Annotated in this window: 20 protein-coding genes; 10 read left to right on the top strand and 10 right to left on the bottom strand. The window is 60.7% G+C overall.

The window, feature by feature from the left end; all coding sequences use genetic code 11:
- Positions 1-24: 24 nt before the first annotated feature.
- The 3 genes from J7557_RS21215 to J7557_RS21225 form a co-directional block, all read right to left on the bottom strand.
- Positions 25-1,134 carry a mandelate racemase/muconate lactonizing enzyme family protein gene (locus J7557_RS21215; protein ID WP_291422407.1) on the bottom strand — a complete coding sequence of 370 codons (1,110 nt, stop codon included), beginning with the start codon at positions 1,132-1,134 and terminating at the stop codon, positions 25-27.
- Positions 1,135-1,255: 121 nt separating this feature from the next.
- Positions 1,256-2,314 carry an ABC transporter ATP-binding protein gene (locus tag J7557_RS21220; protein ID WP_291422409.1) on the bottom strand — a complete coding sequence of 353 codons (1,059 nt, stop codon included), beginning with the start codon at positions 2,312-2,314 and terminating at the stop codon, positions 1,256-1,258.
- Between the two features lie 32 nt (positions 2,315-2,346).
- Positions 2,347-2,775 (bottom strand): HIT family protein, encoded by a 429-nt coding sequence (locus tag J7557_RS21225; protein ID WP_291422411.1) that lies wholly within the window; start codon positions 2,773-2,775, stop codon positions 2,347-2,349.
- A 160-nt stretch (positions 2,776-2,935) separates the two neighbouring features.
- Between J7557_RS21225 and J7557_RS21230 the strand changes: the two genes are divergently transcribed.
- The 7 genes from J7557_RS21230 (at position 2,936) to J7557_RS21260 (ending at position 9,589) form a co-directional block, all read left to right on the top strand.
- Positions 2,936-4,228: an extracellular solute-binding protein gene (locus J7557_RS21230; RefSeq protein WP_291422412.1), complete on the top strand. Its 1,293-nt coding sequence runs from the start codon at positions 2,936-2,938 to the stop codon at positions 4,226-4,228.
- A gap of 68 nt (positions 4,229-4,296) precedes the next feature.
- Positions 4,297-5,226 carry a carbohydrate ABC transporter permease gene (locus J7557_RS21235; RefSeq protein WP_291422414.1) on the top strand — a complete coding sequence of 310 codons (930 nt, stop codon included), beginning with the start codon at positions 4,297-4,299 and terminating at the stop codon, positions 5,224-5,226.
- A 1-nt stretch (position 5,227) separates the two neighbouring features.
- Positions 5,228-6,097 carry a carbohydrate ABC transporter permease gene (locus J7557_RS21240; RefSeq protein ID WP_291422416.1) on the top strand — a complete coding sequence of 290 codons (870 nt, stop codon included), beginning with the start codon at positions 5,228-5,230 and terminating at the stop codon, positions 6,095-6,097.
- Between the two features lie 48 nt (positions 6,098-6,145).
- A complete protein-coding gene (locus tag J7557_RS21245; RefSeq protein WP_291422418.1) occupies positions 6,146-6,895 on the top strand; it encodes an SDR family NAD(P)-dependent oxidoreductase in 750 nt (249 codons plus the stop codon).
- A 73-nt stretch (positions 6,896-6,968) separates the two neighbouring features.
- Positions 6,969-7,799, top strand: coding sequence for a TIM barrel protein (locus J7557_RS21250; RefSeq protein WP_291422421.1), 831 nt, complete (start codon positions 6,969-6,971; stop codon positions 7,797-7,799).
- A 14-nt stretch (positions 7,800-7,813) separates the two neighbouring features.
- Positions 7,814-8,812 (top strand): Gfo/Idh/MocA family oxidoreductase, encoded by a 999-nt coding sequence (locus tag J7557_RS21255; protein WP_291422423.1) that lies wholly within the window; start codon positions 7,814-7,816, stop codon positions 8,810-8,812.
- Between the two features lie 30 nt (positions 8,813-8,842).
- Complete coding sequence (locus tag J7557_RS21260; protein ID WP_291422425.1) at positions 8,843-9,589, top strand: FadR/GntR family transcriptional regulator; 747 nt, start codon at positions 8,843-8,845, stop codon at positions 9,587-9,589.
- Between the two features lie 11 nt (positions 9,590-9,600).
- Here the strand turns inward: J7557_RS21260 and J7557_RS21265 are convergent, their stop codons facing one another.
- Positions 9,601-10,527, bottom strand: a complete 927-nt coding sequence (locus J7557_RS21265; protein WP_291422427.1) for an AraC family transcriptional regulator — start codon at positions 10,525-10,527, stop codon at positions 9,601-9,603.
- Positions 10,528-10,621: 94 nt separating this feature from the next.
- On the opposite strand from J7557_RS21265, the gene J7557_RS21270 reads away from it, so the two are divergent.
- On the top strand, positions 10,622-11,368 hold the full coding sequence (locus tag J7557_RS21270) for an SDR family oxidoreductase (protein WP_291422429.1): 747 nt from the start codon (positions 10,622-10,624) through the stop codon (positions 11,366-11,368).
- 81 nt (positions 11,369-11,449) lie between these two features.
- Here J7557_RS21270 and argG read toward each other — a convergent pair whose 3' ends face one another.
- Positions 11,450-12,787, bottom strand: a complete 1,338-nt coding sequence (gene argG, locus J7557_RS21275) for an argininosuccinate synthase (protein ID WP_291422431.1) — start codon at positions 12,785-12,787, stop codon at positions 11,450-11,452.
- A gap of 193 nt (positions 12,788-12,980) precedes the next feature.
- Between argG and J7557_RS21280 the strand changes: the two genes are divergently transcribed.
- Both J7557_RS21280 and J7557_RS21285 read left to right on the top strand, forming a co-directional pair.
- Positions 12,981-14,054 carry a glycoside hydrolase family 43 protein gene (locus J7557_RS21280; RefSeq protein WP_291422433.1) on the top strand — a complete coding sequence of 358 codons (1,074 nt, stop codon included), beginning with the start codon at positions 12,981-12,983 and terminating at the stop codon, positions 14,052-14,054.
- 247 nt (positions 14,055-14,301) lie between these two features.
- The gene (locus tag J7557_RS21285) at positions 14,302-17,340 is read left to right on the top strand and encodes an autotransporter outer membrane beta-barrel domain-containing protein (protein ID WP_291422435.1); all 3,039 of its coding nucleotides are present in this window, start codon (positions 14,302-14,304) and stop codon (positions 17,338-17,340) included.
- 139 nt (positions 17,341-17,479) lie between these two features.
- Here the strand turns inward: J7557_RS21285 and J7557_RS21290 are convergent, their stop codons facing one another.
- The 5 genes from J7557_RS21290 to J7557_RS21310 all read right to left on the bottom strand — a co-directional run bounded on the left by J7557_RS21290 (position 17,480) and on the right by J7557_RS21310 (position 24,799).
- Positions 17,480-18,292, bottom strand: a complete 813-nt coding sequence (locus J7557_RS21290) for a carbohydrate ABC transporter permease (RefSeq protein WP_291422513.1) — start codon at positions 18,290-18,292, stop codon at positions 17,480-17,482.
- 68 nt (positions 18,293-18,360) lie between these two features.
- Complete coding sequence (locus tag J7557_RS21295) at positions 18,361-19,242, bottom strand: carbohydrate ABC transporter permease (protein ID WP_291422437.1); 882 nt, start codon at positions 19,240-19,242, stop codon at positions 18,361-18,363.
- A gap of 96 nt (positions 19,243-19,338) precedes the next feature.
- A complete protein-coding gene (locus J7557_RS21300) occupies positions 19,339-20,613 on the bottom strand; it encodes an extracellular solute-binding protein (protein WP_367272923.1) in 1,275 nt (424 codons plus the stop codon).
- An 88-nt stretch (positions 20,614-20,701) separates the two neighbouring features.
- Entirely contained in the window at positions 20,702-21,784 is a 1,083-nt protein-coding gene (locus J7557_RS21305) for an ABC transporter ATP-binding protein (protein ID WP_291422439.1), read from the bottom strand.
- Positions 21,785-22,018: 234 nt separating this feature from the next.
- Complete coding sequence (locus tag J7557_RS21310; protein WP_291422440.1) at positions 22,019-24,799, bottom strand: glycoside hydrolase family 2 protein; 2,781 nt, start codon at positions 24,797-24,799, stop codon at positions 22,019-22,021.
- Between the last annotated feature and the right edge of the window lie 105 nt (positions 24,800-24,904).

Consider the following 24,904-nt stretch of genomic DNA (forward strand, 5'->3'; position numbering starts at 1 on the left):
GGATCGATGCCCTTTGCCCTGCGCCTAGACCCGGCGCCTGGCGATTTCCTCTTCATTGACGTCGAGCCCCAGCCCAGATCGCTCGCTGAGTTTGAACCGGCCGTTCTCCGGACCGATCGGATGGGTAAAGGCGATGTCCGTCCGCCCCGACGCGTCAGCGTATTCAGCCGGCTTGGTCATGTGCATGACCGTCGAAAGCACGTGCAGATTGGCCATGTGGCCGATGCCCGGCTGAGTCTGGTGGGGCACGAACTCCACCCCATGGGCGAAGCAGATGGCCGCGCACTGCATGAGGCCGGTAATGCCGCCCATCTTGATGATGTCGGGCTGGACCATGCGCACGCCCGAGCGAATGAGGTCGACCAGGGCCTGGGTCGTATAGCTCTGCTCGCCAGCCGAGACGGTGATGCTCAGTCTCTGGGCCACCTCGCCCATGGCATGGACGTGATAGTGCTGCACCGGCTCCTCGAACCAGGCATAGCCAAGGTCTTCGAGCACCCGGCCGACCTGCATGGCGCCGCTGATCGAATACTGGTTGTTGGCGTCGAACGCCAAGGGCATATCATTGCCAACCAGGGCGCGAACGGCACGGATCTTGGCGATATCGCCGGGAATGTCGCTATCCTGTCGCGTCCGGTCGCCATCGAGCCGGAACTTGATCGCCGAGGGCTGCTCCTTGCGCCAGCGGCGTTCGACACGGGCGACCGTCTCCTCGACCGTCGTATCCTGGTTGCCCCCGACGGACGAGTAGAACGGCAGTTCGGTGCGCCAGGCGCCACCAAGCAGCTTATAAATCGGCTGGTCGAGCAGCTTGCCCTTGAGATCCCACAGGGCAATATCCACCCCGGCCAGCGCGCCAGTCACCGCGCCTTCCGGCCCCAGCTTGACCAGCTTGTGCAACGCCTTGTCGTAGAGCACGGCATGATCGAGCGGATCTGCACCAACGACCATGGGAGCGACATAGCGATTGATGATGTCGATCGAGTGCTCGCCACCCATCATCGGCGAAACTTCACCGTAGCCGACCACGCCCGCCTCGGTGGCGATGCGGACCCAGCCGCTATTGGTCAGCCGTGAATTGCCCGGGATCCATTCCAGCTGGAATGCTTCGACGGATTTGATTGTATCGCGCATGGACGCCCTCCTCTTCCAGAAGCGCTAAACGAGACGGCCCGACACATCTCCTCGCTTGGCAAGGATTTTCACGATGCGGAACGCCATTGCGAAATTCAGGCCGCAAACAGCGGCCTCTACTTTACTGCCGGGACTGGTCCAGCCGTGCGCCAGAGCGGTCGAACAGGTGCACCGCGTCCACCATCGGCCTGATGCGGATCGTGTCTCCGGGCCTTTGCTGCAGGCGATCGCGCACGAGACCCGTGACCGATTGGCCGCCGAGCCTTGCCACGAACTGGGTTTCGGCACCGGTGGGTTCGATCACAACCAATTCGGCAGCAATACCGTCGCCCTCGATCAGCTCGATATGCTCGGGACGAACGCCATAAGTGATAGCCCCGGATGCCGCACCGGCGGGTACCGGCAACACGATGCCCTCCTCGGTCCGGAAGCCGTCGGGCGTCATTGTTCCCGACAGAAAATTCATGGAGGGCGACCCAATGAAGCCGGCGACGAACACATTGGCGGGCCGGTCGTAGAGATCGAGGGGGGAGCCGATCTGTTCGACCATGCCGTCGCGCATGACCACGATCTTGTCGGCCATGGTCATGGCCTCGATCTGGTCATGGGTGACGTAAACAGTCGTGGTGCGCAGACGTTGATGCAATTCCTTGATTTCGGTGCGCATCTGCACCCGCAGCTTGGCATCGAGATTGGACAGCGGCTCGTCGAAGAGAAAAACCTGCGGGTTGCGCACGATGGCGCGGCCCATAGCCACACGCTGGCGCTGGCCGCCCGAGAGCTGGCGCGGTTGCCGGTCGAGCAGCGTACCAAGCCCGAGGATCGCAGCCGCATTCTCGACCTTGCTCTTGATCTCGTCTTTCGGAACGCCCTGAAGCTTGAGCGAGAACCCCATGTTCTGGGCAACGGTCATGTGCGGATAGAGAGCGTAGTTCTGAAAGACCATGGCGATGTCGCGGTCTTTCGGCGCGAGATCGTTGACCACCGTGTCCCCGATCAGGATATCGCCGTCCGATATGGTCTCGAGGCCCGCTATCATGCGCAGCAGGGTCGACTTGCCGCATCCCGAGGGACCCACGAGTACGACGAACTGGCCATCCTCGATGTCGATGTCGATGCCCTTGAGGGCCTCGACCATCCCGTAGAACTTTCTGGCCTGGTTTATGGCAACATTGGCCATGTGATCCTCCCAATATGAATGATGACAGCCTGTCAGACGGCAGAGGCGCCGAGGGCCAGAGAAAGACGTTGCGCCATGCGGTCGGCAAAACCCTCCGGCAGCACGCGGTCACTTTGACGCTGCGACGCGAGCCAGACCGGATCAGGAAAGGTCGGGTCGTCCCGGAACCGCGGCACGACATGGAAGTGCAGATGCGGCGCGCCAGTGCCGAGGGCAGCGATGTTGATCTTCCATGGCTGAAGCTCGGCCCGTAGCGCCTCCTCAAGCGCAATCACCGCAGAGATCACCGCCTGCCGGTCTTCGCCCGATAGATCTGTCAACTCGCTGACATGGTCGTTCCAGATGACACGGCACCAACCCTCAAAGCCGGTGTCATGCACGAGGACGATGCGCTGCCGCTCACCCTCCCACAGCCTGTGCTCGTTCAATCCCGCACAATGGGCGCAATTTTGGCTCGTCATGACAGCTCCTCCGTTGCGCAAAACATCATACGTTTATTTTTTGCTGTCAAACATATTATGTTATTGACAGAAACGTCTGATGGGTCTTTTCTCCGACCAGCGCACAGCCGGGCCGCCCAGACCAATCCGTGAGAACGGTCCGATGCGCTGAGGAGGAAAGATGATTTCAAGATTTGGGTTGATGGCGGCCGCTAGCGTGCTGGCCATCGCATCGTCGCCGGCCGTGGCCGTTGAACTCAATATCCTGGTGACGTCGGGCTATAGCCCCGCTGCAGGCTTCGTGCCGGCCGCCGAAATCCACCAGCGCCTTTACGAGGAATTCCAGCAGGAAAACCCCGATATCACGCTCAAATACGAGCTGCTCGATCCAGGCCCGACCGGGCTGCAGAAGCTGCTGACCCTGGCATCATCGAACAATCTGCCCGATGCCGTGATCGTCGATGGCCAGTGGATCGCGCGCCTCGTTCAGTCCGACGTCCTGCAGTCCCTCGACACCTATTGGCCGGCGGAAGACCGCGCCGATTTCCACCCTGCCGTGATCGATGCCGAAACGATCGACGGCAAGCCCTATGCGGTGATGTTCCAAACCGGCATGCGCGGGCTGCTTTATCGTCCGAGCACCCTGCAGGCGATCGGCCTCGACGAGTTTCCCAAAACCGTCGACGAGATGATGGCTGCGGCCGAACAGCTCAAGGCGCAGGGCATGAGCGCCGAAATGGTCCCGGCCAAGGCGACGGACGAACCTTCCACCATGCATATGCTGGCCATCTATTGGGGCCTCGGCGGTGAATTGGTCGATGCGGAAGGCGCCCCGATTTTCTTCGAGGGCGAGAATGCCGCCCATCTGGCCCAAGTCTATCAGATGTATCACGACCTGGTCGCCTCCGGCGCCATGCTCGCCGATGTCACCACCATGGACGAGGGCGCCCTGCGGCCATATTTCTACGGCGGCGAAGTGCTGGCCATCGGTGGCAGTTCTTCGGGCGTCAAGCAGATGTGGAGCGAACTTCCCGATCTCGAAAACGACATGTCGGTAGCCCCCTACCCCATGCCGGTGGCAGGAACCGAGCCGGTGACGATCCTCGGTGGCTTCGCTTATGGCCTGACGGTCAAGGATCCGGAGCGGGCGGAAGCTGCCTGGAAATTCATCGAGTTCATGACCGAGTCCGAAAACCTCGGTGAGGTGTGCGAGGCCCTTGGCATCCTGCCGGTGCGCAGCTCGATCTGGGAAAACAACACCTTCTTCTCCACCACGCCGATCATGCAGAGCTACCGCAAGCTCTATGATGGCAACATGAAGACGCGTCCGGCTGTTCCGATTTATACGGCAATTTCCTCGGCAATTTCCTCTCAACTTGCCGGGGTCATCAGCGGGGCGATCTCTCCCGAGGATGCCGTCCTTGCGGCGCGCGATGCGGTAATGCCCGAATACGAGCGCCAGACGACCCGCTGATCCGGTCGTCCGTAAACCCGGCATTGGCCGGCGAAGCGCCTCCACGCTTCGCCGGCAGGAGATATCCCATGACAACCGACATCCACGCGACAGGCGCCGCCCCTGCCCGGCGCGTCAGCGCCAGGCGCCCGAAATTCAGGCTCAACGGCTATTTCTTCTTCCTGTTTCCGGGGGTTGCCATCGTCCTGTCGATGACGCTTTTTCCCGCGCTCTACGGCATCTACATGAGCCTGACGAACATCAATCTGGGCTATGTCGGCTCGTCCTTCGTTGGCCTCGACAACTATGTTCGCTTCTTCACCTCACCCGACCTTGGCCTGATCGCGCGCAATACCGCGCTGTTCGTCGCCTGCTGCGTGGTCCTGCAAGCCTGCATTGGCCTTGCCGTCGCTATTCTTCTCAACCAGCGGCTGCCCGGGCACCAGATCATGCGGTCAATGACCATCCTGCCCTGGGTTTTGCCTTCGGTCGTTGTCGGTCTCGTCTTCCTCCAGATTTTCGGGGGCAGCCGCCTCGGCTTTGGCAATTACGTGCTCTCGCTCTTTGGCATCGGACAGCAATCCTGGTTCTCCGACCCCGTGCTGGCCATGACTATCCTGATCGCGGTGTGCACCTGGCGCGGCATCCCCTTCTCCGTGATCATGTTTCTAGGCGGCCTGCAGACCCTGCCACGCGACGCGTTTGAAGCCGCGACCATCGACGGCGCCTCGCGCTGGCAGCGCTTCCGCTACATCACCCTGCCAATGCTGCGCCCAATCATGCTGATCAGCGTCATCATGAGCACCGGCGGCGCGCTCAACAGCCTCGACATTCCGCTGGCACTGACCGGCGGCGGACCGGGCAATGCGACCGAACTGATTGCCATCTCGCTCTACAAGCAATCGTTCTTTCATCTCGACATCGGCTACGGCGCCACCATCGGCACCATCATGCTGATCGCCAATCTCGTCCTCATCATCCTCTATCTGGCGGTGCTGCAACCGCGGCGGGAGAATTGACATGACCATCGCGCAGCAGGGCGCCCCGAGGCGCCGCCCCGGCCGCGGTCCGCTCGATCCCAATCCGGTAGCCTATATCTTCTATCCGCTGCTCATTCTCGCCGTGCTTGGCCCATTGAGCTGGGCCCTGTTCGGCGGCTTCAAGAATGCCAACGAACTTTTCACCTATCCCCCGACCATCTGGCCGCGCTCGCCTACCCTGCAAAATTTCTTCGACCTCTTCCAGCGGCTCGGCTTCGGCAATTACATCTGGAACACGGTCATCGTGTCGTTCTTCACGGTGCTGTTCACGCTGTTCTTCGGTGGGCTTGCCGCCTATGCGCTGTCCCGCTGGGATTTTCGCTACAAGAACGTGCTGCTTGTCGCCCTGCTCGGCCTGCAGCTCATTCCGAGCACGGTGAACATCGTTCCATACTACATGATCATGAACCAGTTGGGCCTGCTCAACACCCACGCGGCCCTCGTGATCATCTACACGGCCACGCACATTCCGATCACGGTCTGGGTGCTCAAGGGCTTTTTCGACACCGTGCCGCGCTCGCTCGACGAGGCGGCGGCCATCGATGGCTGTTCGAAATGGCGCACCTATTGGAGCATCATCATGCCGCTCAGCCTGCCGGGGCTGTCGGTCGCCGGCTTCCTCATCTTCGTCTCTGCCTGGTCGGAATTCCTCGTGCCGCTGGTCATCGCCAGCAACAAGGATGTGGCCGTGGCCAGCGTCGGTCTCTTCACCTTCTTCGGTCCGGATTCCTCGATGTCTTATCCGGCCCTGCTCGCGGCCACCCTGGTGACCGTCATCCCCGTCGTGATCGGCTATTTCTTCGCGCAACGCTACATCGTCTCGGGCCTCACGGCCTTTGCCGAGAAGTGACTGCGCTCCCATTCAAGGCGTCCGCGACGCCCTCATGGAGTATTTGACTTGATTGACCTTAAAGGAGCGACTGCCCTGGTGACGGGCGGCACGTCGGGCATCGGCCTCGCCACGACCAGGGCCCTGCTGGCCCGCGGTGTGAACGTGGTGGTGAATGCCCGTCGGCCCAAGGAGCCGGTTTTGGCTGAATTGGCCGACGCAGGGACCGCCGGGGCACGCTGCGTGTTCTTGGCAGGCGACGCCAGCCAGCCTGAGACGGCGCCACTTCTGGTCGAAAAGGCGAAGGCCGAGTTCGATCGCCTGGACATCGTGGTCCATGCCGCCGGCGGTCCCGCCCCCGGAACTGCGCTCAATATTTCACCCGAAGACTGGATGGCGGCCTTCGCCGTCCATGTGCACTCGACCTTCCATCTGTTCCGCGCCGCCCACCCGCTGCTCGCGCTGCGCGGCGGGTCGATGACGCTGCTGTCGTCGGCCGCCGCTTTGCGTGGATGTCCGGGCACGGTTGCCTACCAGGTGGTCAAGGCATCGCTGATCCAGATGGCGCGGGCCTTGGCTCGGGATCATGCGGCCGAGAACATCCGTGTGAACTGCGTCGCCCCCGGCATCATCCGCACGCCCTTCCAGGCTGCCATGACCGAAGAAGCACGTCGCAATAACCTCGCCAACCGAATTCCCCTCGGCCGCGAGGGCCAACCCGAGGACGTGGCTTCGCTTATCATCCAACTGAGCGAGAACGATTTCATCACCGGCGAGACCTTCGCCATCGATGGCGGCATGTCCATGCGCATGGTCTGATCGACCGCACCACGCGACATCCCCAACCCCATTCCTGGCGGCACGCCCGCCAAATTATTGACCGGAGAATAGAGTGTCAGACATCAAGCTGGCTGTTTTCACAAAGCCCTGGAACGATGCGATCGAGGCCGTCGCTGATCGCATGGCGGCCCTCGGGGTCGAGGGCATCGAACTTCCTATCCGCCCGGGCTACCAGGTGGCACCCGACAATGTCGCCGAAACCCTGCCACGCGCCGTAAAAGTGCTGGCGGAGCGCGGTCTGTCGATCGCCAGCGTTGCTGCGCCGCTCGACGATGCCATTATCAGGGCATGCGGCGACAATGGCATCTCGATTGTGCGCACCATGGTGGGGATTGACCTGAGCAAGGCGCGATATGCCGACACCATCGCGCAACACCGCGCCCGTTATGACGAACTGCTGCCCTTGCTCGACGAGACCGGCGTGCGGATTGGTGTGCAGAACCACTCCGGCAACTGCATCGGCAGCGCTATCGGCCTCTTTCACCTGATGGAAAAATACGATCCGCGACACGTCTGTGCCATCCTGGACATGGCCCATTGCGGCATTGCCGGTGAGCCGATCGAATTGTCCGTCGATCTGCTGTGGGACCGCATTCCGGGCCTCATCAACTTCAAGAACGCCTTCCGCAAACGCGTGAACGGCCCGGAAGAGGCCGAGGCCGTGTTCGAGACCCATTGGACCACAGGCCCCAACGGTGCCTACTCCTGGTCTCAACTGGTGGCTGAATTGCGCCGTCGCAATTTCAGCGGCTGGTTCGTGCTGCCGGGCGAATATTCCGATCCCGCAGGACAGCCCCAACGTATGGGCGACGACGTCTTGCCCTATCTCGCATCCGATGTGGCCTACTTGCGCCGGCTCACCGACGCCGCCTGGCAGAACTGAAATCTGGGACAAAAATGATCACTGACCGCAAAGTCCGCATCTGCATCATCGGCGCCGGCAATATGGCGAACAATGTGCATTATCCTTCGCTCGCCTGCTTCGACGACGTCGAGATCGTAGGCGTGCTCGAGACGCGCGCCGAACGCCTCAACGCCACCTGCGACAAGTTCGGCATCCCCGAAACTGCCCGCTTCCTGCTCGGTCTCGACACCGACTATCAAACGGTCCTGACCGACCTGAAGCCCGATGGGGTCTATGTCATCGGCCAGCCCGAGATCATGTACCCCATCTGGCACTGGTGCCTCACCAACGGCTTCAACCTCTACATCGAAAAACCGATGGGCCTGACCACGCACCAGGCAGAGGCGCTGGCCTATCTCGCCGAAAGCAGGGGGCTGATCACCCAGGTCAGCCACCAGCGGCGCACCGCGCCGGTCCTGATTCAGGTTCGTGACCGTCTGCTCGAAAAGGGGCCGGTCGTGCACGGGGTCGTCGAGTTCTTCAAATGCGATCCGACGCCCATGCTGATCGCCAGGGATCGCATGATGGACGATGGCACCCATGCCATTGATACCGCCCGCTGGATCTGCGGCGGCGAAGTGGTCAAGGTTGAGAGCGAATGCCGCCGGATCGGCGTTCCAGACATCAACTGGTTTTCAGCCACCCTGCATTTCGACAATGGCTCTTCGTGCCAGGTTGTGTGCAACTGGGCGTCGGGCCGGCGGGTATTCCGTGCCCAAATTCACGTCCCTGGCGGTTATGCCGATGTGGAAGTCGAGTCAGAAGCGCATATCTATCTCGACAACGACTACAAGGGTGAAACATTGACAACCCAGGACGCAGCCGGAAGCGATCAGAACTTCGTCTTCGGCGGTTTCGCTGCTAAGAACCGGGAATTCATCGACTCCCTCAAATCGGGGACGGACTTGTGTTCTTCTCCATTCCGCGACACGGTCAAGACGATGCGGGTTTGCCAGACGATCCTGGCACAGGCCCAGGCCGCTGGCGTCTAGGCACCACTGAGGCAAAGCGAGCAACGCTACATGGAAAATACCGCGCCCACCGCCAAGGTGAGAGAACTCAGATCAAACCTGCACCTGACGGTGGCAAGCGAACTGGGCATGGATATTGTGTCCGACCGCATGCCGGTAGGCGAGCTCGTCCCGTCTGAGCCGGAACTTTGCGCGCGGTTCGGGGTCAGCCGGACCGTCGTTCGCGAGGCGGTAAAACTCTTGGCTTCCAAGGGACTGCTCAAGACCGGCTCCGGCATCGGCACCTGGGTCCTGCCTACCAATGAGTGGAATTTTCTCGACCCCATGGTGTTTTCATGGGTGCAGCAAAGCGGGGACGCGGCGAGCAAGCTGCAGCACCTCTTTGCCTTCCGTTCGGCGATCGAACCGGCAGCCGCCGCCGAGGCGGCCAAGAAGGCGACGCTCGAACAGCTCTATGCCCTGGAATCGGCGCTCGAAGTCATGTCCAACGCCAAGACCGACTTCGACAAGTGGGTGGAAGGCGATATCGCCTTTCACACCGCGCTTTACACCGCGTCCAACAACGTCTTCATGGCCCCTCTGGCCAATCTCTTCCGCCAGTATTTCCAGATGAGCTTCCGTGTTTCGAGCTCGAATTTTCACCACCAGCATTGCTTGCAGGAGCACCGCGATGTTTTTGAAGCCATACGCGCTCGGGACTCGCGAGGTGCGTATGTGGCGGTCAGAACCTTGCTTGAGCATGCCGACGAAGATGTCCGCACTGTCCTGGCCGGAACATCCGATAAAGGCAAAGTCTAGCTGCTGACAGGTTAATCTGACTGCGGTTCTAACACGCCAACGGCATCATCCTGGCGACCATATTGGCTGGGTGGTATGCCGGTGAATTTGGAAAATGCCACGCTGAAGGCACTGGCGGACCCGTACCCCACACGTTTGGCGATTTCCTTGATGCCCCCATCGCGGCGCCGCAGCATGTTCTTGGCGAGAGCCATGCGCCAGGACAGCAGATATTCCATCGGAGCCATGCCCGTCTGCTTCTGAAACCGATCGAAGAATACGGAGCGCGACATGGTCGCGGCACTCGCCAATTCGTCCACAGTCCATGTCCTTGAAGGCGCCTCATGCAAAAGACGGATGATGGGGCCAAGGTGCTTGTCCGCCAAGCCACGAAGCAGCCCAGGCGTTTCCAGGCCCGCCGCATCCGAACGAAGAGCCTCTATCAAAAGCAATTGCAGCAGACGCTCGAGCACAATGCTCTTGGCGGCTCGCTCTGCTTTCGCCTCCTCGCGGATCATCCGTACAAGGTCGGTGAGGCGGGCCTGACCGCGGATAAGCAGCAGACAAGGCAGCAAGGCAAAGACAAGAGTCGTGTCGGGCGTTCCGAACGCGAGCCGCCCGATCAGGACACGCATATTGGGTAATCCTGAAGGATCGCCGTGACGCGTTTCATCGCCGATCTTGGTGACCCGCAACGGATCTTCGCCATCGTCCGGCTCGTCATCGCTGACCATGGTGAACCTATAGGCCGCTGGGATGAGGACAAAGTCATCCGCTTCCAGGCGGATATCGGGCTGACTGTTGATCGACAGTTTTGTCGACCCTTCGAGAATGACCGCGAAGAAGGGACTGCCATCTCCGGCGCCGTCCACGCGCCAGTGACCAGACCCGCTCGCCGTCTTGGAGAACGGCAAGCTGGGCTGCAGCATTGTCACGATTTCGGCTAGCGGGTCGATCATTCGGACGATCTCTAACGTAATCCGGATGATGCATTATAGTAGGTCCGAGACTGATGGTCCACATGAGCGGGGTATTCACCCAAAGGACATTCGTATGAAAACCGTACTCATCACCGGCTGCTCTTCCGGCTTCGGTCTGGACATTGCCAAGCACTTCCTCGAACAAGGCTGGAAGGTCGTGGCGACGATGCGGTCTCCAAGGCCCGAACTTCTGCCGGCATCCGACAACCTGGTCGTGCTACCGCTGGACGTCACCGATGAGGCAAGCGTTCACAATGCGGTCGAGGCCGCCGGTCCGATCGACGTGCTGGTCAACAATGCCGGCATCGGCTGGCTCAATGCGCTCGAGGGAACGCCGATCCACGTTGCCCAGTCGATCTTCGAGACCAATACCATCGGAACCATGCGCATGGTACGCGCCGTCCTTCCTCAATTCCGCGCGCGTGGGACCGGGCTCATCATCAACGTGACATCGAGCGTCACCATGAAGCCGCTGCCCTTGCTTTCCGTCTATACGGCCAGCAAGGCCGCAGTGAACGCTTTCACCGAATCCCTGGCGCTCGAACTCGCTCCCTTCGGGATCGCGGTCAAAATCGTTCTGCCCGGCGCCGCACCCGACACCAGTTTCGGCAGCAACGCGATGGCGCTCCTGACGGCCAATGGGGGGTTCCCGCAAGCCTATTCGGATTTCGCCAATGACGTCATCTCCGCCATGCGCACCCCCGGCGCGCCCAAGACCCTGTCCTCGGATGTCGTCGAGGCTGTGTGGCGCGCTGCTATTGATCCGTCTGCACCCATGCGCATCCCCGCTGGCACCGACGCCGTCGCCTTGGACCACTAGCACATTTGTCCCTGGCGCAGGTTATGGCGTCTGCGTCAGGGGCACGAACTGTTCAAGAAGCGGCAATGGGCTGCCGCTGCTTTAATCCTTGCTGCTCTCCAACCGGAACATGTCACCGCCTTCGCCAATCGAGATCAGGCCGGTCTTCGAATAGAGGTCCAGCTTTGCCCGTGTGTCCGCGATGTCGAGATTGCGCATGGTGAGCTGACCGATACGATCGGCGGGAGAGAATGGGGCGTCCTCGACCTTTTCCATGCTCAGCCGTTCAGGGGCATAGGTGAGGTTCGGGCTTTCGGTGTTGAGGATGGAATAGTCGTTGCCGCGACGCAGCTCGAGGGTCACATCGCCGGTGATGGCATTCGCCACCCAGCGCTGGGCCGTCTCGCGCAGCATCAGGGCCTGGGAGTCGAACCACCGGCCCTGGTAGAGCAGGCGCCCGAGACGCAGGCCGTTGATACGGTACTGCTCGATGGTGTCCTCGTTGTGGATGCCGGTCACGAGCCGCTCGTAGGCGATGTGCAGCAGCGCCATGCCCGGCGCCTCGTAAATGCCGCGGCTCTTGGCCTCGATGATGCGGTTCTCGATCTGGTCGCTCATGCCCAGGCCATGGCGGCCACCAATGGCATTGGCTTCGAGCAGCAATGCCACGGGGTCGGCATAGGTCTGGCCATTGAGCGCCACCGGCTGGCCCTCGACAAAGCGGATCACAACCTTCTCAGCCTTCACCTCGCAATCGTCGCGCCAGAACGGCACGCCCATGATCGGGCTGACGATCTTGATGCCGCTGTCGAGGCTCTCGAGGTCCTTCGCTTCGTGCGTCGCCCCGAGGATGTTGCTGTCGGTGGAATAGGCCTTTTCAGCGCTCATCTTGTAGGCGAAGCCGTTCGCCGTCAGGAAGGCCGACATTTCCGACCGACCGCCCAGTTCGTCGATGAATTCCTGGTCGAGCCAAGGCTTGTAGATGCGCAGGTTGGGGTTGGTCAGGAGGCCATAGCGGTAGAAGCGCTCGATGTCGTTGCCCTTGAAGGTCGAACCGTCACCCCAGATATTGACCCCGTCCTCTTTCATCGCCGACACCAGCATCGTGCCCGTGACAGCGCGACCGAGCGGCGTCGTATTGAAATAGGTCAACCCGCCGGTCGAGACATGGAAAGCGCCCGACTGGATGGCTGCGATACCCTCATGCACCAACTGGGTGCGGCAATCGACGAGGCGCGCATTTTCGGCACCGAAATCCATGGCCTTGCGCGGGATCTCGTCATAGTCCGCCTCGTCGGGCTGGCCGAGATTGGCGGTGTAGGCATAAACCTTCGCGCCCTTCAGCTTCATCCAGAGCAGAGCTGCACTCGTGTCGAGGCCGCCCGAGAAGGCGATGCCGACCTTGTCGCCCTTGGGCAGGCTCTTCAGAATTGTGCTCATATATCTTCTCCGGTGGGATCTAAGTGGCGGCGCAGCGCTTTGATAAAGGCGCGAGTAGCAAATTTCCTGAGGTGCGCCTAGCGTCCGATCGGCACTCTGCGGTGTCTGGCGTGCACCAATCTCATATCAGGTTTCGACACCAAGCCACGAGACCGTCTCCAGCTCACCTCACGTGTTTCATCGGAAAACGATCATGCTTCAGCTCTTTCGAACCACCTTGGTTTGTTTTATCGCCACGTCCGGGTTTTGCTGCAATGCGGTTCACAGCCAGGAAGCATCCAATGTAGCAGCTTTGGGTGACACCGGAATTCCGGGAGCGGACCCGAGCGTTATTCACACACGGGACGGATATGTCGCAATTGAGTCACGCCGCGGCCATGCGCTCCTTGTTCGGGTAGCATCCAGCCTTGAGGACCTGGCGGAGGCTCGCGCTGTCCGCATCTGGTTCGATCGGGATCGCTTGGGCGAAATCTGGGCGCCCGAAATCGTGTTCAGGAACGGACGCTACAGCGTCTATTTCGCCGCTGGCGTGGGCAGCGATCATCGTATGTACGAAATCTCGTCGGCTAAGCCCGATGCTGGCTACGGAGATGCTTCCGAGGTCCTCCTCCCTGAGGACAAATGGGCCATCGACGGCCTGCCCTTCATTTTCGATGGGGTCGACTACTTCGTATGGTCAGGCTGGCAAGGGGACACCGACGTTCGACAGGATATTTTCATCGTTCGCCTGAATGGAGATGGCAGGCCCGAGGGCTCGCGCAGCCTGATTGCATCTCCCGACCAGCCCTGGGAAAATGTCGCCGGAGAGACGCCATCTATCAATGAAGGTCCTCAGCCAATTATCGACCCCGCCGGCCAGCTCCATATCGTTTATTCGGCGAATGGCTCGTGGGGGCCTAACTACTGCCTTGCGGACCTGCGCCTCGCACCCGGCGGCGATCCAATGGACGCAAGTGCCTGGGCCAAGTCGCAGGGATGCCAGTTCGGTGCCAACCCAAAGACATTAGCCGAGGGGGCAACACTGGCGACGCGCGCAAAGGGCGTCGGCCACCACAGCTTCGTTCTCAGCGACGGAAATCCCGAAAACAGCGAAGAGGCCAGCGCACCCATGCCGTTTCTATATCATGGCGTTCCAGCCGATATGGAGCCATCGAACTTCTGGGCAGCGCGAATGTGGTTCATTGGAACCTACCAATGGGTCCCGGACGTCACGTACATTCGGGGCGAAAAACCAGATGGTGGATGGGGTCTCAAGTTCACTGAATGATCCAGCTGAAAATTCCCAGCGGTCATCCGGGTCCATCTCTTCACCCCCCGAACATTAGTCTTAAACAATTCTTAACCAAGAAAATGCACGCTCAAACAAATGATATAGTTAGTATTTCTTGGATCTTTCTTCCTCTATCAAATCGCCATCCCGGCAGACCAACCCATAGATAAACTGGCTGATCGGCAATACCGGACGGCACAAAGGTATTTAACCTCATACCCGACGATTTTGAGTGCGGCCGAAGATGAAAAAGTGCGAAACGGCCAATCCATCCAACCGTCATCGTATCTTGGAAGCCGCGCCGACTTCCGTTCTGCCCGCCATGCGCGCGGCATTGCTCGGCTGCGTAGTGTGCAGCACTGCGGCCCCGGCTCTCGCCCAAACCTATGTTTGGACAGGCGGCGGGGTGACGGATGACTGGTTCGATCTGGCCAACTGGGATTCGGGCCTGATACCGGACGCCACCACCGCAGTCGGCCTCGGGACGGGCAGCGTTGTGGTCATCTCCGGTGGCAACGCCGAAGGCGATTTGGTCGACCTCCAGCCCGGCGCCACGGCCACGGTGACCGGCACGGGCACATCTTTGACGACGACGGAAACACGTCTTACCGGCGGAAGCTTCAACATCGAAGATGGCGGCCTCGTCACCAATAGTAGCGGCATTGTCGATGGCCTGGTTATCGTCACCGGCACCGATGCGGGCGGCAATGCGTCGACCTGGATCAACAACGACTATTTTGTCATCGGCGAACAAGACGCCGGCACGCTGCAAATTCTTGCCGGTGGCCAGGTCATCGTCAATACCGATGCCAATCTTGGTTACAATTTCCACGGCGAAGCCTTGGTCTCGGGGGGCGGCTCCTCCTGGGAAAACACGGGAAGGCTGACAATTGACAACGGCCGCCTGCGCATCGAAGATGCGGGGAGCGTTTCGAACACCGTGGGCGTGATCGGCAATTCCAACCTCGGCGAGGTGATCGTGTCGGGGCCGGGCTCACAATGGACCAGCTCCGATCAATTGGTTGTCGGTAATTACGCCACCGGCACAATGCGCGTTGAAAACGGCGCCACAGTCCTCAGCTATCAAGGCTATGTCGGCGCTGCCAATGGCGTCAGCGGCACCGCTGTCGTCACGGGAAACGGTTCGAGCTGGCAGGTTACTGATTCCTCCCTCACCCTGGGCAATTATGGCCAGGGCTCCCTTACCATCGAAGATGGGGGAGTGGTTTACGCCAATCAAGGCGTCCTGCTTGGCATGTCTGACGCCAATGCCCTCGGAACCTTGCTCGTCACTGGCACGCCCGGCCATGTCGGCATTCTGGAAACGAGCGAGATCAGAGGCGGCCAAGGACTGGCCGACGTCACCATCGATGGCGGCATTGTGCGCGCGCTGGGGGACGACGCCTTCTTCTTCTACAACTTCGGCAACCAGCAGGTAACACTGGGGCCCGCCGGCGGCACTGTCGACACCAATGGCCATAACATTGGCATCTCTCCCGTGCTGGCCGGGTCAGGCAGCCTGGTAAAGGCCGGCGCCGGCACGCTGACCTTGACCGGAGAGAACACTTATCTTGGCGGCACGACGATCACGGCCGGCACCTTGCGGCTTGGCAATGGTGGCACATCGGGACGCATTCTGGGTGATGTGAGCAATGACGGCGTTCTGGCCTTCAACCGCTCGGATGCAGTGACCTTTGCCGGGGCGATTACTGGAACCGGTGGCGTCAGCCAGATCGGCACCGGAACAACGACTTTGACCAGCGACAGCTCCGGCCTCTCGGGCGGTTCACGGGTGCAGAACGGCATCTTGTCGGTCAATGGCATTCTGGGCGGCACGCTGGAGGTTCATGGCGGCAGACTGCAAGGCATCGGCAGGGTTGGCACCACCACCAATCTTGCCGGTGGCACCATCGCGCCGGGAAATTCGATCGGAACGCTGACCATCGCCGGCAATTACCTGGGCAGTGGCGGCACGCTCGAAATCGAAACTGTTCTCGGCGATGACAGTTCGACAACGGACCGCCTGGTGGTAACCGGCGATACATCGGGCAGCACCAATGTGCGGGTAATCAATCTCGGCGGCGCCGGCGCGCAAACTGTCGAAGGTATCAAGATCGTGGATATCGGCGGGATTTCGGCCGGTAGTTTCAGGCTTGTTGGCAGTTACACATTCGAGGGAGATCCGGCCGTCGTCGGAGGAGCCTATGCCTACCGCCTCTACCGAGGCGGTGTGACGACCCCGGCCGACGGAGACTGGTACTTGCGCTCCTCCTTGATCGATGCCGGCACGCCGCTCTATCAGGCAGGCGCGCCTATCTACGAGGCCTATGCGACGGTCCTGCAAAGCTTCAACACGCTCGAAACCCTGCAGCAACGCGTCGGCAATCGAAGCTGGACGGCTGGTATGGTGGATATCGGCGCCGTTCCAGAAGCGGCCCAGGCCAATAGCGGCATCTGGGGCCGGGTCGTCGCCGGCCACGGCCGGACCATTCCCAAATCCAGCACGACCGGCGCCAGCGTTGACAGCACCGTCTGGCAATTACAGGCCGGCACCGATGGCGATTTGCTTGTGGACGAGAACGGCAGGCTGACCGGCGGTCTTTCCCTGCGCTACGGCACCGTTTCCGCGGACATATCCTCGGCCTTCGGCCAGGGCACGATCGGCAGCACCGGCTATGGCTTCGGTGGATCGCTGACCTGGTATGGTCAGTCAGGCTTTTATCTCGACGCCCAGGCCAATCTCACCTGGTACGACAGTGGACTTTCCTCGACCACTGCCAACAGGAGCCTGGTCTCCGGCAATAAAAGTTTTGGTTATGCGATGGGGCTCGAACTGGGCCAGCAGATCGCACTCCGCCCCAACTGGTCGGTAACCCCGCAGGCACAACTGATCTATTCGGCCCTCGATTACGACGATTTCACCGATGTCTTCGGCGCTGCCGTGGCCCTGACGAACAGGACAGACCTCAAGGCGCGCCTTGGTCTTTCGGCCGACTACCAGACCGCCTGGACCGATGAGGCCGGCCAAACGAGCCGCCTCCATACCTACGGCATTGCCAATCTTTATTATGACATCTTGCCCGAAACGGCGACCAACCTCGCCGGCGCCAGGCTTGTCCGCGAAGAGGAGGCTCTCTGGGGCGGCCTGGGCCTCGGCGGCACCTATAGCTGGGCCGATGACAAATTGGCCCTGCACGGCGAAGCCATTGTCGATACCAGCCTCGCCGGTTTCGGCAACAGCTACCACGTCTCCGGAACGCTAGGACTAAACATTAGGTTCTAGGGCATTTGCCGCAGAACAAGGTTGCAAAAAGCGTTTCCAAAACACGGCACGTCATGCCTGCGGAAGCGGGAATCTCTTTGCATGGACGCAGAGGTCCCCGCTCTGGCGGGCGTGACATCGTGCGAAGGGGCGGCCCGTCCTACCCCTTCACGCCAGCCGAGAGCATGATCGCCTGCGTCACCCGGCGCTGGAAAATCAGATAGACCACCGCCACCGGCAGGCCCGCCACCACGGCCGAGGCCATCAGCTTGCCATAGACGATGCCATAGGCGTCCTTGACCTGGGTAATGCCCACCGGCACGGTCATCGTCGCCTCGCCCGTCGCGGCAAGGAAGGGCCAGAGGAAGCTATTCCACGCCCCGATAAAGGTGATGATACCAAGCGAAGCGGTGACACCCCAGTTCATCGGCAGATAGATGCGGAACAGGATCTTCAAATGCCCCGCAGAATCCATCTGCGCCGCCTCGCGAAACTCCTTGGGCACCGAGTCAAAGAACTGCTTGTAGACGATGATCACCACTGGAACGATCAGCTGCGGCAGGATGATACCGGCCCAGGTATTGAGCAGCTTGAACTGCGCCATGAGCACAAAGTGGTTCACGATCAGCGCCTGCATCGGCACCATGAAACAAGCGAGAATAAGCATATAGATCACACGCCGCCCGGGGAAATCGAGCTGGCTCAGCGCATAGGCGCAGCCGGCCGAGGAGACGATCACCAGCGCGGTGATAACAAGCGAGGTCACCATCGAGTTGATGTACCAGATGCCGATATTGGTGTTGTTCCAGATGTGGATATAGCTGTCGAAGACGACACGATTAGGGATCAGCGAATTGCTCCCCGAAATCACCTCGCCATCCGGCTTTATGGACGTAATGACGGCCCAATAAATCGGAAAGAACGAGCCGAGCGCCACGAGGATGGTGATGACGGTGAGCACCAGCCCGATCATGTCGATGGGGCCATCGCCCCGGCTGCGCGCTGCCGAAACGGCCTCGCGGTTGGGAAGGGCTTCGGCGCTCATTTCTCACCTCGTGCACGCAGGAGCTGGTATTGCAGCACCGACAGGATGATGATCATCAGGAAGAGCAGCATGGCGGCCGTCGCGGCCTCGCCGCCCTTGTTCTGCTGGAAGGCCAGCTTGTAGACATATTGAACCAGCGTGATCGTCGCATCCTGCCGCCCGCCGATCGAGAACAGGTAGACCTGGTCGAAAATCTTGAGCTGCGCGATGAGCTGGATCGTCAGCACCAGCGCCGTCACCGGCCAGATCAGCGGCCAGGTAATCTTTTGGAACTGCCGCCACCGCCCGGCACTATCGAGCGATGCCGCCTCGTAAATCTCCGGCGAGATGTTCCGGAGCCCAGCTATGAACAGCAGAATATTGAACCCCATGGTCCACCAAATGGTGACGAAAGCGACCGTAGGCATGAAGAGCGGAATGGTGCGCGTCAGCGAGATCGGCTTGCCGCCATTGAACAGCGCCACAAAACCCTGCACGAGCCCATATTGCACGTCGATGATCCAGTTCCAGGTGAGGAACACCACCGAAACCGGCAGGATATAGGGCAGGAAGAAGCAGGCGAGCACAAAGCCCTGCACCGGCCCCTTCAACCGGTTCACTGCGAGGGCAATGACCAGCGAAATCAGCGTATTGGGAATAACCGTCAGCAGCACGAAATAGGCGGTGTTCCAAAAGGCCTGGTGAAACAGCTTGTGGCTGAGGATTTTCACGTAATTGTCCCAGCCGACCCAGTCGCCCGTCCCGATCAACGGCGCCTCGGTGAAGCTGAGCATGGCCATTTGGATCGTCGGCCAGACAAAGAGCGCGCCATAGATGAGCACGAACGGGCCCACCAGCAGCAGCGCAACCAGATATTCCTGCCTTTTGTCCCTGAGCATCTTTGGCCTCCCATCCAAACACAATAACCAGACCAGCACCTCCCCCTTGATGGGGGGAGGATGGGAGGGGGTGACCGAAGCCACCCCCATGCTCAATCAGAGCTGACCGTTGAGATCATCCCGCATCTGCACGGCGGCATCAGCAGGCTCGATTTCGCCAGTCGTGGCTGGATTAATGAAGTTGCTCCATGCGTCGCCCAGCGGGGCAGCGGGACCAGCCAGGATCGTGCGCGGATCGAACACGGCTGTGTCAGCGAACCCTGCATAATCCGACTGCGGCTTCAGCGCCTTGAATTCAGCGCTTTCACGCACGGCGTTGAAGGCCGGGATATGGCCCGCGCCAGCCCAATCGAGCGAGTGCTGGTCCATCCAGGCGATGACCTTCATGACCGCAGCGCGCTTGTCGGCATCGGCTTCCTTGCCCGAATTTGCCGGAACGACGAATGCATGCGAGTCAGACCATGCGGCCTTGTTTTCGAACAGCGTCGGCAGTTCCACCGCACCCCATTCGAACAGTTCACCCTTGGCATGGAGGTCGACCATGGTCGGCACTTCCCAATTGCCCATGATGAAGAACGGCGACTGGCCTGAGGTAAAGAGCGCCAGCGCAGCCGGGCTTTCAACCTGAACCGGCGTATAGCCGCTATCAACCCAGCCCTTCACCACATCAATGGCATTGGTCAGCTTGGTGAGATCTTCGTCAGTCGGGAAGAATCCACCGGCATCGGCATCAAACATGGTGCCGCCCTGCTGGCCGAAGAGCGAATAGATGGTGCGGTAGCGATCGCCCGTCGGGGTCGAAATGCCGTACTTCCCATCCTTGGTGAAGTCAGCCAGGATCTTGTTGAAATTCTCGAGTCCATCGAGCCCGGCCGGCAACCCATCGTCGCCGATCAGGCCGGCTTCGGCGAGCATATCCTTGTTGTAGTAGAGAATGAGGCCATGCTGGTCGAACGGCACGGCATAGCGTGTGCCATCGACCTTGCCGGCGTCGGACGCAGCCTGGGTGAAATCGGCATCGGAAATACCGGCCCCGGACATGTCCTCGTCGGTGATTTCGGAGAGCGTGCCGCTATCGACAGCCAGCGGAATGCGGCTCAGGTGATAGGTGGCGATATCGGGACCTTCGCCAATGGCCGAGGAGGTCTGCAGCTTGGTGTAGAACGGCGTACCCCATTCCAGCGTCGTGCCCTGGATCTGGATTTCGCCTTCGTGCTCCTTGTTAAAGCCGTCGATCAGCGCCTTCATGCGCACGCCGTCGCCGCCTGCCAGAAAATCCCACCAGACCACGGTCTGCTGCGCCGCAGCGGCATGCGTCAGCGCCATCAGCGCCGTCGACACCAGAGCCAATCGCTTCAAAGACAGTCTCATAACATCTTCCTCCCAAAACATGCCCAATGCATGTGTTCATCCGGCTGGAGCGGCGCTTTGCTTGTTTTCCGTCCAGCAGAAATTCTACTCAATCGGCGTGGTAGGCCTTCCCTTCGGCATCGAAGAGATGCACCGCCGAGCCATCGATCTTGAGCCGTACGGGCGCACCGGCTTCCAGCGTCGACTTGCCGATATCGTCGCCAACAATGACGGTGCCGTCTTCAAGTCGCGTATGGATCAGCGTCCGATCCCCCAGCCGCTCGACGAGCGCAATGGTCCCGGCAATCTCGCCATCTACTGCCACGCGCAGCGATTCCGGCCGCACCCCAAAAGTCAGCCCCTGCCCCAAAGTCGGGGCCACCGAAGTCGCAATCGTCGTCGGAATGGTCGAACCGCCCGCCGTCACCACGACCCGCCCTCCAACATCGGCCAGCGCCGTCACCGGCAAAAAGTTCATCGAGGGCGAACCGACAAAGGCCGCCACGAACCGGCTCGCCGGCTTGGAATAGACCTCCATGGGCGTACCGATCTGCTCGACCTTGCGGTTGTTCATGACGACAATCCGGCTCGCCAGCGTCATGGCCTCGGTCTGGTCATGCGTCACGAAAATCATGGTCGTGCCGATGCGCTGGTGCAGCTGCGCCAGTTCCACGCGGGTACGGACACGCAGCCCCGCATCGAGATTGGATAGCGGCTCATCGAGCAAAAACGCATCGGGCTCCCGCACAATGGCGCGGCCGATGGCAACACGCTGCCGCTGCCCGCCCGAAAGCTGCGCCGGCCGCCGATCAAGCAATTGCCCGATTTCGAGCACCCGCGCCGCTTCATCAACGCGCCGGTTGATCTCCGCCTTGTCGGTGCCGACATTTTCGAGCCCAAAACTCATGTTCTGGCGCACCGTCATATGCGGATAGAGCGCATAGTTCTGGAACACCATGGCGACGCCACGCTGATTGGGCGGCAACTGGTCCACCCGGCGCTCGCCAATATGGATCTCGCCCGCATTGACCGCCTCGAGCCCGGCAATCATCCGCAGCAGCGTCGACTTTCCGCAGCCCGAAGGCCCGAGGAAGACGATGAACTCGCCCGAGCGGATATGCATGCTGACGCTGTCCAGCACCTGCACGGCGCCATAAGACTTGCTGACATCCCGAAGGACAATATCGGCCATCTCTTTCCTCCTCTTCGTTCCAGCGCAGCTTTGCTGTCTTCCGGTCACGCGCCACTCACTCAGCGGCCTGCATCCTCGCCCCACCCACGGAGCCCCCCCTCGCCCCTTGCGGGAGAGGGACCGGAATTTCTTCGTTCAGAAGAAATTCCAGGGTGAGGGGTCTGCGATCTCTCCTCCGGATGAGGAGTCTTCGACGAGATCGCCTACCCCTCATCCGCCCACGGGCACCTCAGGTCACATCGTGCCCTTATCCACCGGCAACTCCGCCGCCGTCGTCACGAGCCCATCGAACAGCGCCGCCGCCACCGGATCGGCCCCGGCCTTCTCCCGCAGCAGCCGGAACGTCGTCGCGACAACCCCGCCACGGCCAACCCGCTTCTCGCCAATGATCGCCGCCGGCTTGTGCACCCAACCGCAAACCATCCCCGAGATGACATTGTTGCCAAACTCCCAGGGCCTGAACCCGGTAAGAAGGTGATGCGGCACGACATCGGAGAACGAGAGATCAAAGATCGGCCCGCCCGGAATGTCCGCAAATGCCCCCTCGCGGCGCACCCACGAGAACCCGGCAATCCAGTCACCACGCCAGATCGTGCCATCGCGTTCAACGAGGCTGATCCCCGGCAGATGCTGATCCAAACTCGGCCGGAACTTCTTGCCATCAGCCACAATCGAGCGATGCGGCAATTCCCCAAGCGGCATGTCGGTGCGGAGGTTCTTGTTCGTCTCCACCGTTCCATCGGCCAGAATGAGATACCGCGCGCCCGCCTTGATGGCTTCGACATCGTCGCCATCGACAGCATGCACCAGCACCACATCGGCCTCGGCAGCCGGTACCACACGGTAGCCGAGGCCGCTGGCATAGCTTGCGAGGGAGGAATCGGCGGCAGCGATGGAGGGTCGCCCGGCCGTATCGCGCTTGGCATAAAGCGCGATCTCGCAAGTGTTGCGCGAGAGGACCGATCCATTGGCCTCCAGCACAAATTCTATGGACAGCACCCGATTGCCGCCGCCCGCAGGCAGGGCAAAACCAATCTTGCCGAGATCAGCCGTCGATACCTTGCCCGTTGCCGGCACATCGACCGAACCCGAAACCTCGCCGCTCCAGCGCAGCACCGCGCCGGCCGGAATGGAGAGACCACCGGTCCCGATTTTCAGCTCGATATCAAGCGTTTCACCCAGATAAGCCGAGTAACGCGCCGGACGCGGCACGATCACCACGTCGGTATTGATCGTCCCGAATACATCGTGGAACACGCGCGGATTACGCTCGATATCAAGAAGGCCATTGGCCTCCCAATGCACGTCCGTCAGCTCGGTGATCACATATCCCATGATCGAGGAGTAGCGGCGCATCTCCTCGATCTCGTAGCGCAGGTTCATGAACTGATACCACTGCACGTTCTCGATGAAGGCATCGAACGAGCCGAAGGTTTTCGCCAGATCGAGCGCACCAAAACGGTCCTCGATGCCATGCGGAAGCGCCACGCCATCACCCCAAAGCGAGCCGGTTTCGAACCAATCCGGCTCCGATCCATCGTCGCGACGCAGCTTTTTGGGATCGGGCAGACCCCAGACGCCGAATTCGGAAACGATCAGCGGCTCATCGCCCTTGCGCTCCGCATCGCCGAGGCTCGAGAACGTCCAATCAGCACCTGCAGCAAACTGCGCGGTGATGTCGTCCCACTCCTGCCGACGTTCCGGCACCGAACGATAATAGTGGTAGTCGTTGAGGTCGGTCTTGACGTGGAAGTTCGGGAAGCAGGCTGAATTGTCGACCACGAGGCGCGTGGCGTCCTCAGCCTTCAGCCAGTCATAAGTATCCTTCACCCACTGCCGATGCTCGGCATTTTCGAGCATGCGGGTGCCCCAGTCCTCATTGATGATCGTCCAGCAGATGATCGAGGGATGGTTGCGGTCGCGCTTAAGAATACCCGTCATCGTGTCGCGCATGCGCTGCGCCGATTTCGAGGTAAAATTCGCGACGTTCGGAATTTCGGTCCAGACGAGCAGACCAAAACGGTCGGCCACGTCATAATAGCGCGGGTCCGGCACCTTGATGTGGCAGCGCAGCGTGTTGAGGCCGAGCTCCTTGGCCTTCTTGGCCTGGTCTTCGAGAAATTCAAGCGAGGGCGGCGTATAGATGCCGTCGGGATAATAGTCCTGATCCAGCGCACCGCGCATGAAGATCGGCTCGCCATTGAGCAGGATCTTGCCGTCGCGCGTTTCGACCGAACGGAAACCAAAGCGCTCTTCGACGACATCGACATCGTCGCCCAGCGACACGGTCAGCGTATAAAGATTGGGCTGATCGATGCCCCAGAGTTTTGGTGCCGTAACCGCCAGCTCAACCGCAACCGACGCCACCGCAGTCACTCGGCTTTCCGCCACCACATTGCCGCCAGCATCGCGCACGGCCAGCGCCACCGGCAGGCCTGCGGCCGCAGCCGAGAAATCCAGCTCAGCCTTCACAATGCCATCGGTACCGGCGGTAATGACAACCGCCTCAAGCCGGCGCGCATCGCGCGCCTGCAGCGAAACCGACTGCCAGAGGCCGCCAATCCGGCCATACCAGGAAATCTTGCCATGCGGCACTTCGCCAAACGGGAAGTCCGGAAAGGCGCGATGATCGGCCGACGGCATGGTCACGCGCACTTCGACCTCGTTGGTCGGGCGTAGCAGCTTGCTATCGAGCACGAATTCAAACGGCAGGAAGGCGCCTTCGTGGCTGCCGAGCTTCTGGCCGTTGAGGAAGACTTCGCAATAGTAGCTCACCGCACCAAAGTGCAACACCAGCTCCTGCCGATCCCAGCCGGCCGGCACGCTAAAACTGCGCTTGTAGACGGCATGGCCAAAGGTATCGACGAGGTCGGAGAATTCGGCCTGCCAGGGCTGGGGCACATGCGCCTCGCGCCACGCACCATCCTCGTGCTTGAACTGCCAGACACCATCCAGCGACAAGCTCTTGCGCGGCGCATCGATGGCCTCCGAGGCGACTGCACGACCAAGATTCATAATCTCCACCCTTAAGCGTATTAGTTATATTATTATCACCATATGGTCGAAACGACCCGCTTGGCAAGAGGGTGAAAATGGCAGCATCACTGATGTAAAAGCAGG

This window comes from Devosia sp. (assembly GCF_017744655.1).
Taxonomy (GTDB): domain Bacteria; phylum Pseudomonadota; class Alphaproteobacteria; order Rhizobiales; family Devosiaceae; genus Devosia.

What these genes read in the sequence shown, in the direction of transcription:
- J7557_RS21305 (WP_291422439.1), bottom strand. Translation starts at nt 21,784, where the DNA reads ATGGCCGATATTGTCCTTCGGGATGTCAGCAAGTCTTATGGCGCCGTG.
- J7557_RS21295 (WP_291422437.1), bottom strand. Translation starts at nt 19,242, where the DNA reads ATGCTCAGGGACAAAAGGCAGGAATATCTGGTTGCGCTGCTGCTGGTG.
- J7557_RS21290 (WP_291422513.1), bottom strand. Translation starts at nt 18,292, where the DNA reads ATGATCGGGCTGGTGCTCACCGTCATCACCATCCTCGTGGCGCTCGGC.
- J7557_RS21310 (WP_291422440.1), bottom strand. Translation starts at nt 24,799, where the DNA reads ATGAATCTTGGTCGTGCAGTCGCCTCGGAGGCCATCGATGCGCCGCGC.
- J7557_RS21285 (WP_291422435.1), top strand. Translation starts at nt 14,302, where the DNA reads ATGAAAAAGTGCGAAACGGCCAATCCATCCAACCGTCATCGTATCTTG.
- J7557_RS21235 (WP_291422414.1), top strand. Translation starts at nt 4,297, where the DNA reads ATGACAACCGACATCCACGCGACAGGCGCCGCCCCTGCCCGGCGCGTC.
- J7557_RS21255 (WP_291422423.1), top strand. Translation starts at nt 7,814, where the DNA reads ATGATCACTGACCGCAAAGTCCGCATCTGCATCATCGGCGCCGGCAAT.
- J7557_RS21265 (WP_291422427.1), bottom strand. Translation starts at nt 10,527, where the DNA reads ATGATCGACCCGCTAGCCGAAATCGTGACAATGCTGCAGCCCAGCTTG.
- J7557_RS21220 (WP_291422409.1), bottom strand. Translation starts at nt 2,314, where the DNA reads ATGGCCAATGTTGCCATAAACCAGGCCAGAAAGTTCTACGGGATGGTC.
- J7557_RS21300 (WP_367272923.1), bottom strand. Translation starts at nt 20,613, where the DNA reads ATGAGACTGTCTTTGAAGCGATTGGCTCTGGTGTCGACGGCGCTGATG.
- J7557_RS21260 (WP_291422425.1), top strand. Translation starts at nt 8,843, where the DNA reads ATGGAAAATACCGCGCCCACCGCCAAGGTGAGAGAACTCAGATCAAAC.
- J7557_RS21280 (WP_291422433.1), top strand. Translation starts at nt 12,981, where the DNA reads ATGCTTCAGCTCTTTCGAACCACCTTGGTTTGTTTTATCGCCACGTCC.
- J7557_RS21240 (WP_291422416.1), top strand. Translation starts at nt 5,228, where the DNA reads ATGACCATCGCGCAGCAGGGCGCCCCGAGGCGCCGCCCCGGCCGCGGT.
- J7557_RS21230 (WP_291422412.1), top strand. Translation starts at nt 2,936, where the DNA reads ATGATTTCAAGATTTGGGTTGATGGCGGCCGCTAGCGTGCTGGCCATC.
- J7557_RS21270 (WP_291422429.1), top strand. Translation starts at nt 10,622, where the DNA reads ATGAAAACCGTACTCATCACCGGCTGCTCTTCCGGCTTCGGTCTGGAC.
- J7557_RS21215 (WP_291422407.1), bottom strand. Translation starts at nt 1,134, where the DNA reads ATGCGCGATACAATCAAATCCGTCGAAGCATTCCAGCTGGAATGGATC.
- argG (WP_291422431.1), bottom strand. Translation starts at nt 12,787, where the DNA reads ATGAGCACAATTCTGAAGAGCCTGCCCAAGGGCGACAAGGTCGGCATC.
- J7557_RS21225 (WP_291422411.1), bottom strand. Translation starts at nt 2,775, where the DNA reads ATGACGAGCCAAAATTGCGCCCATTGTGCGGGATTGAACGAGCACAGG.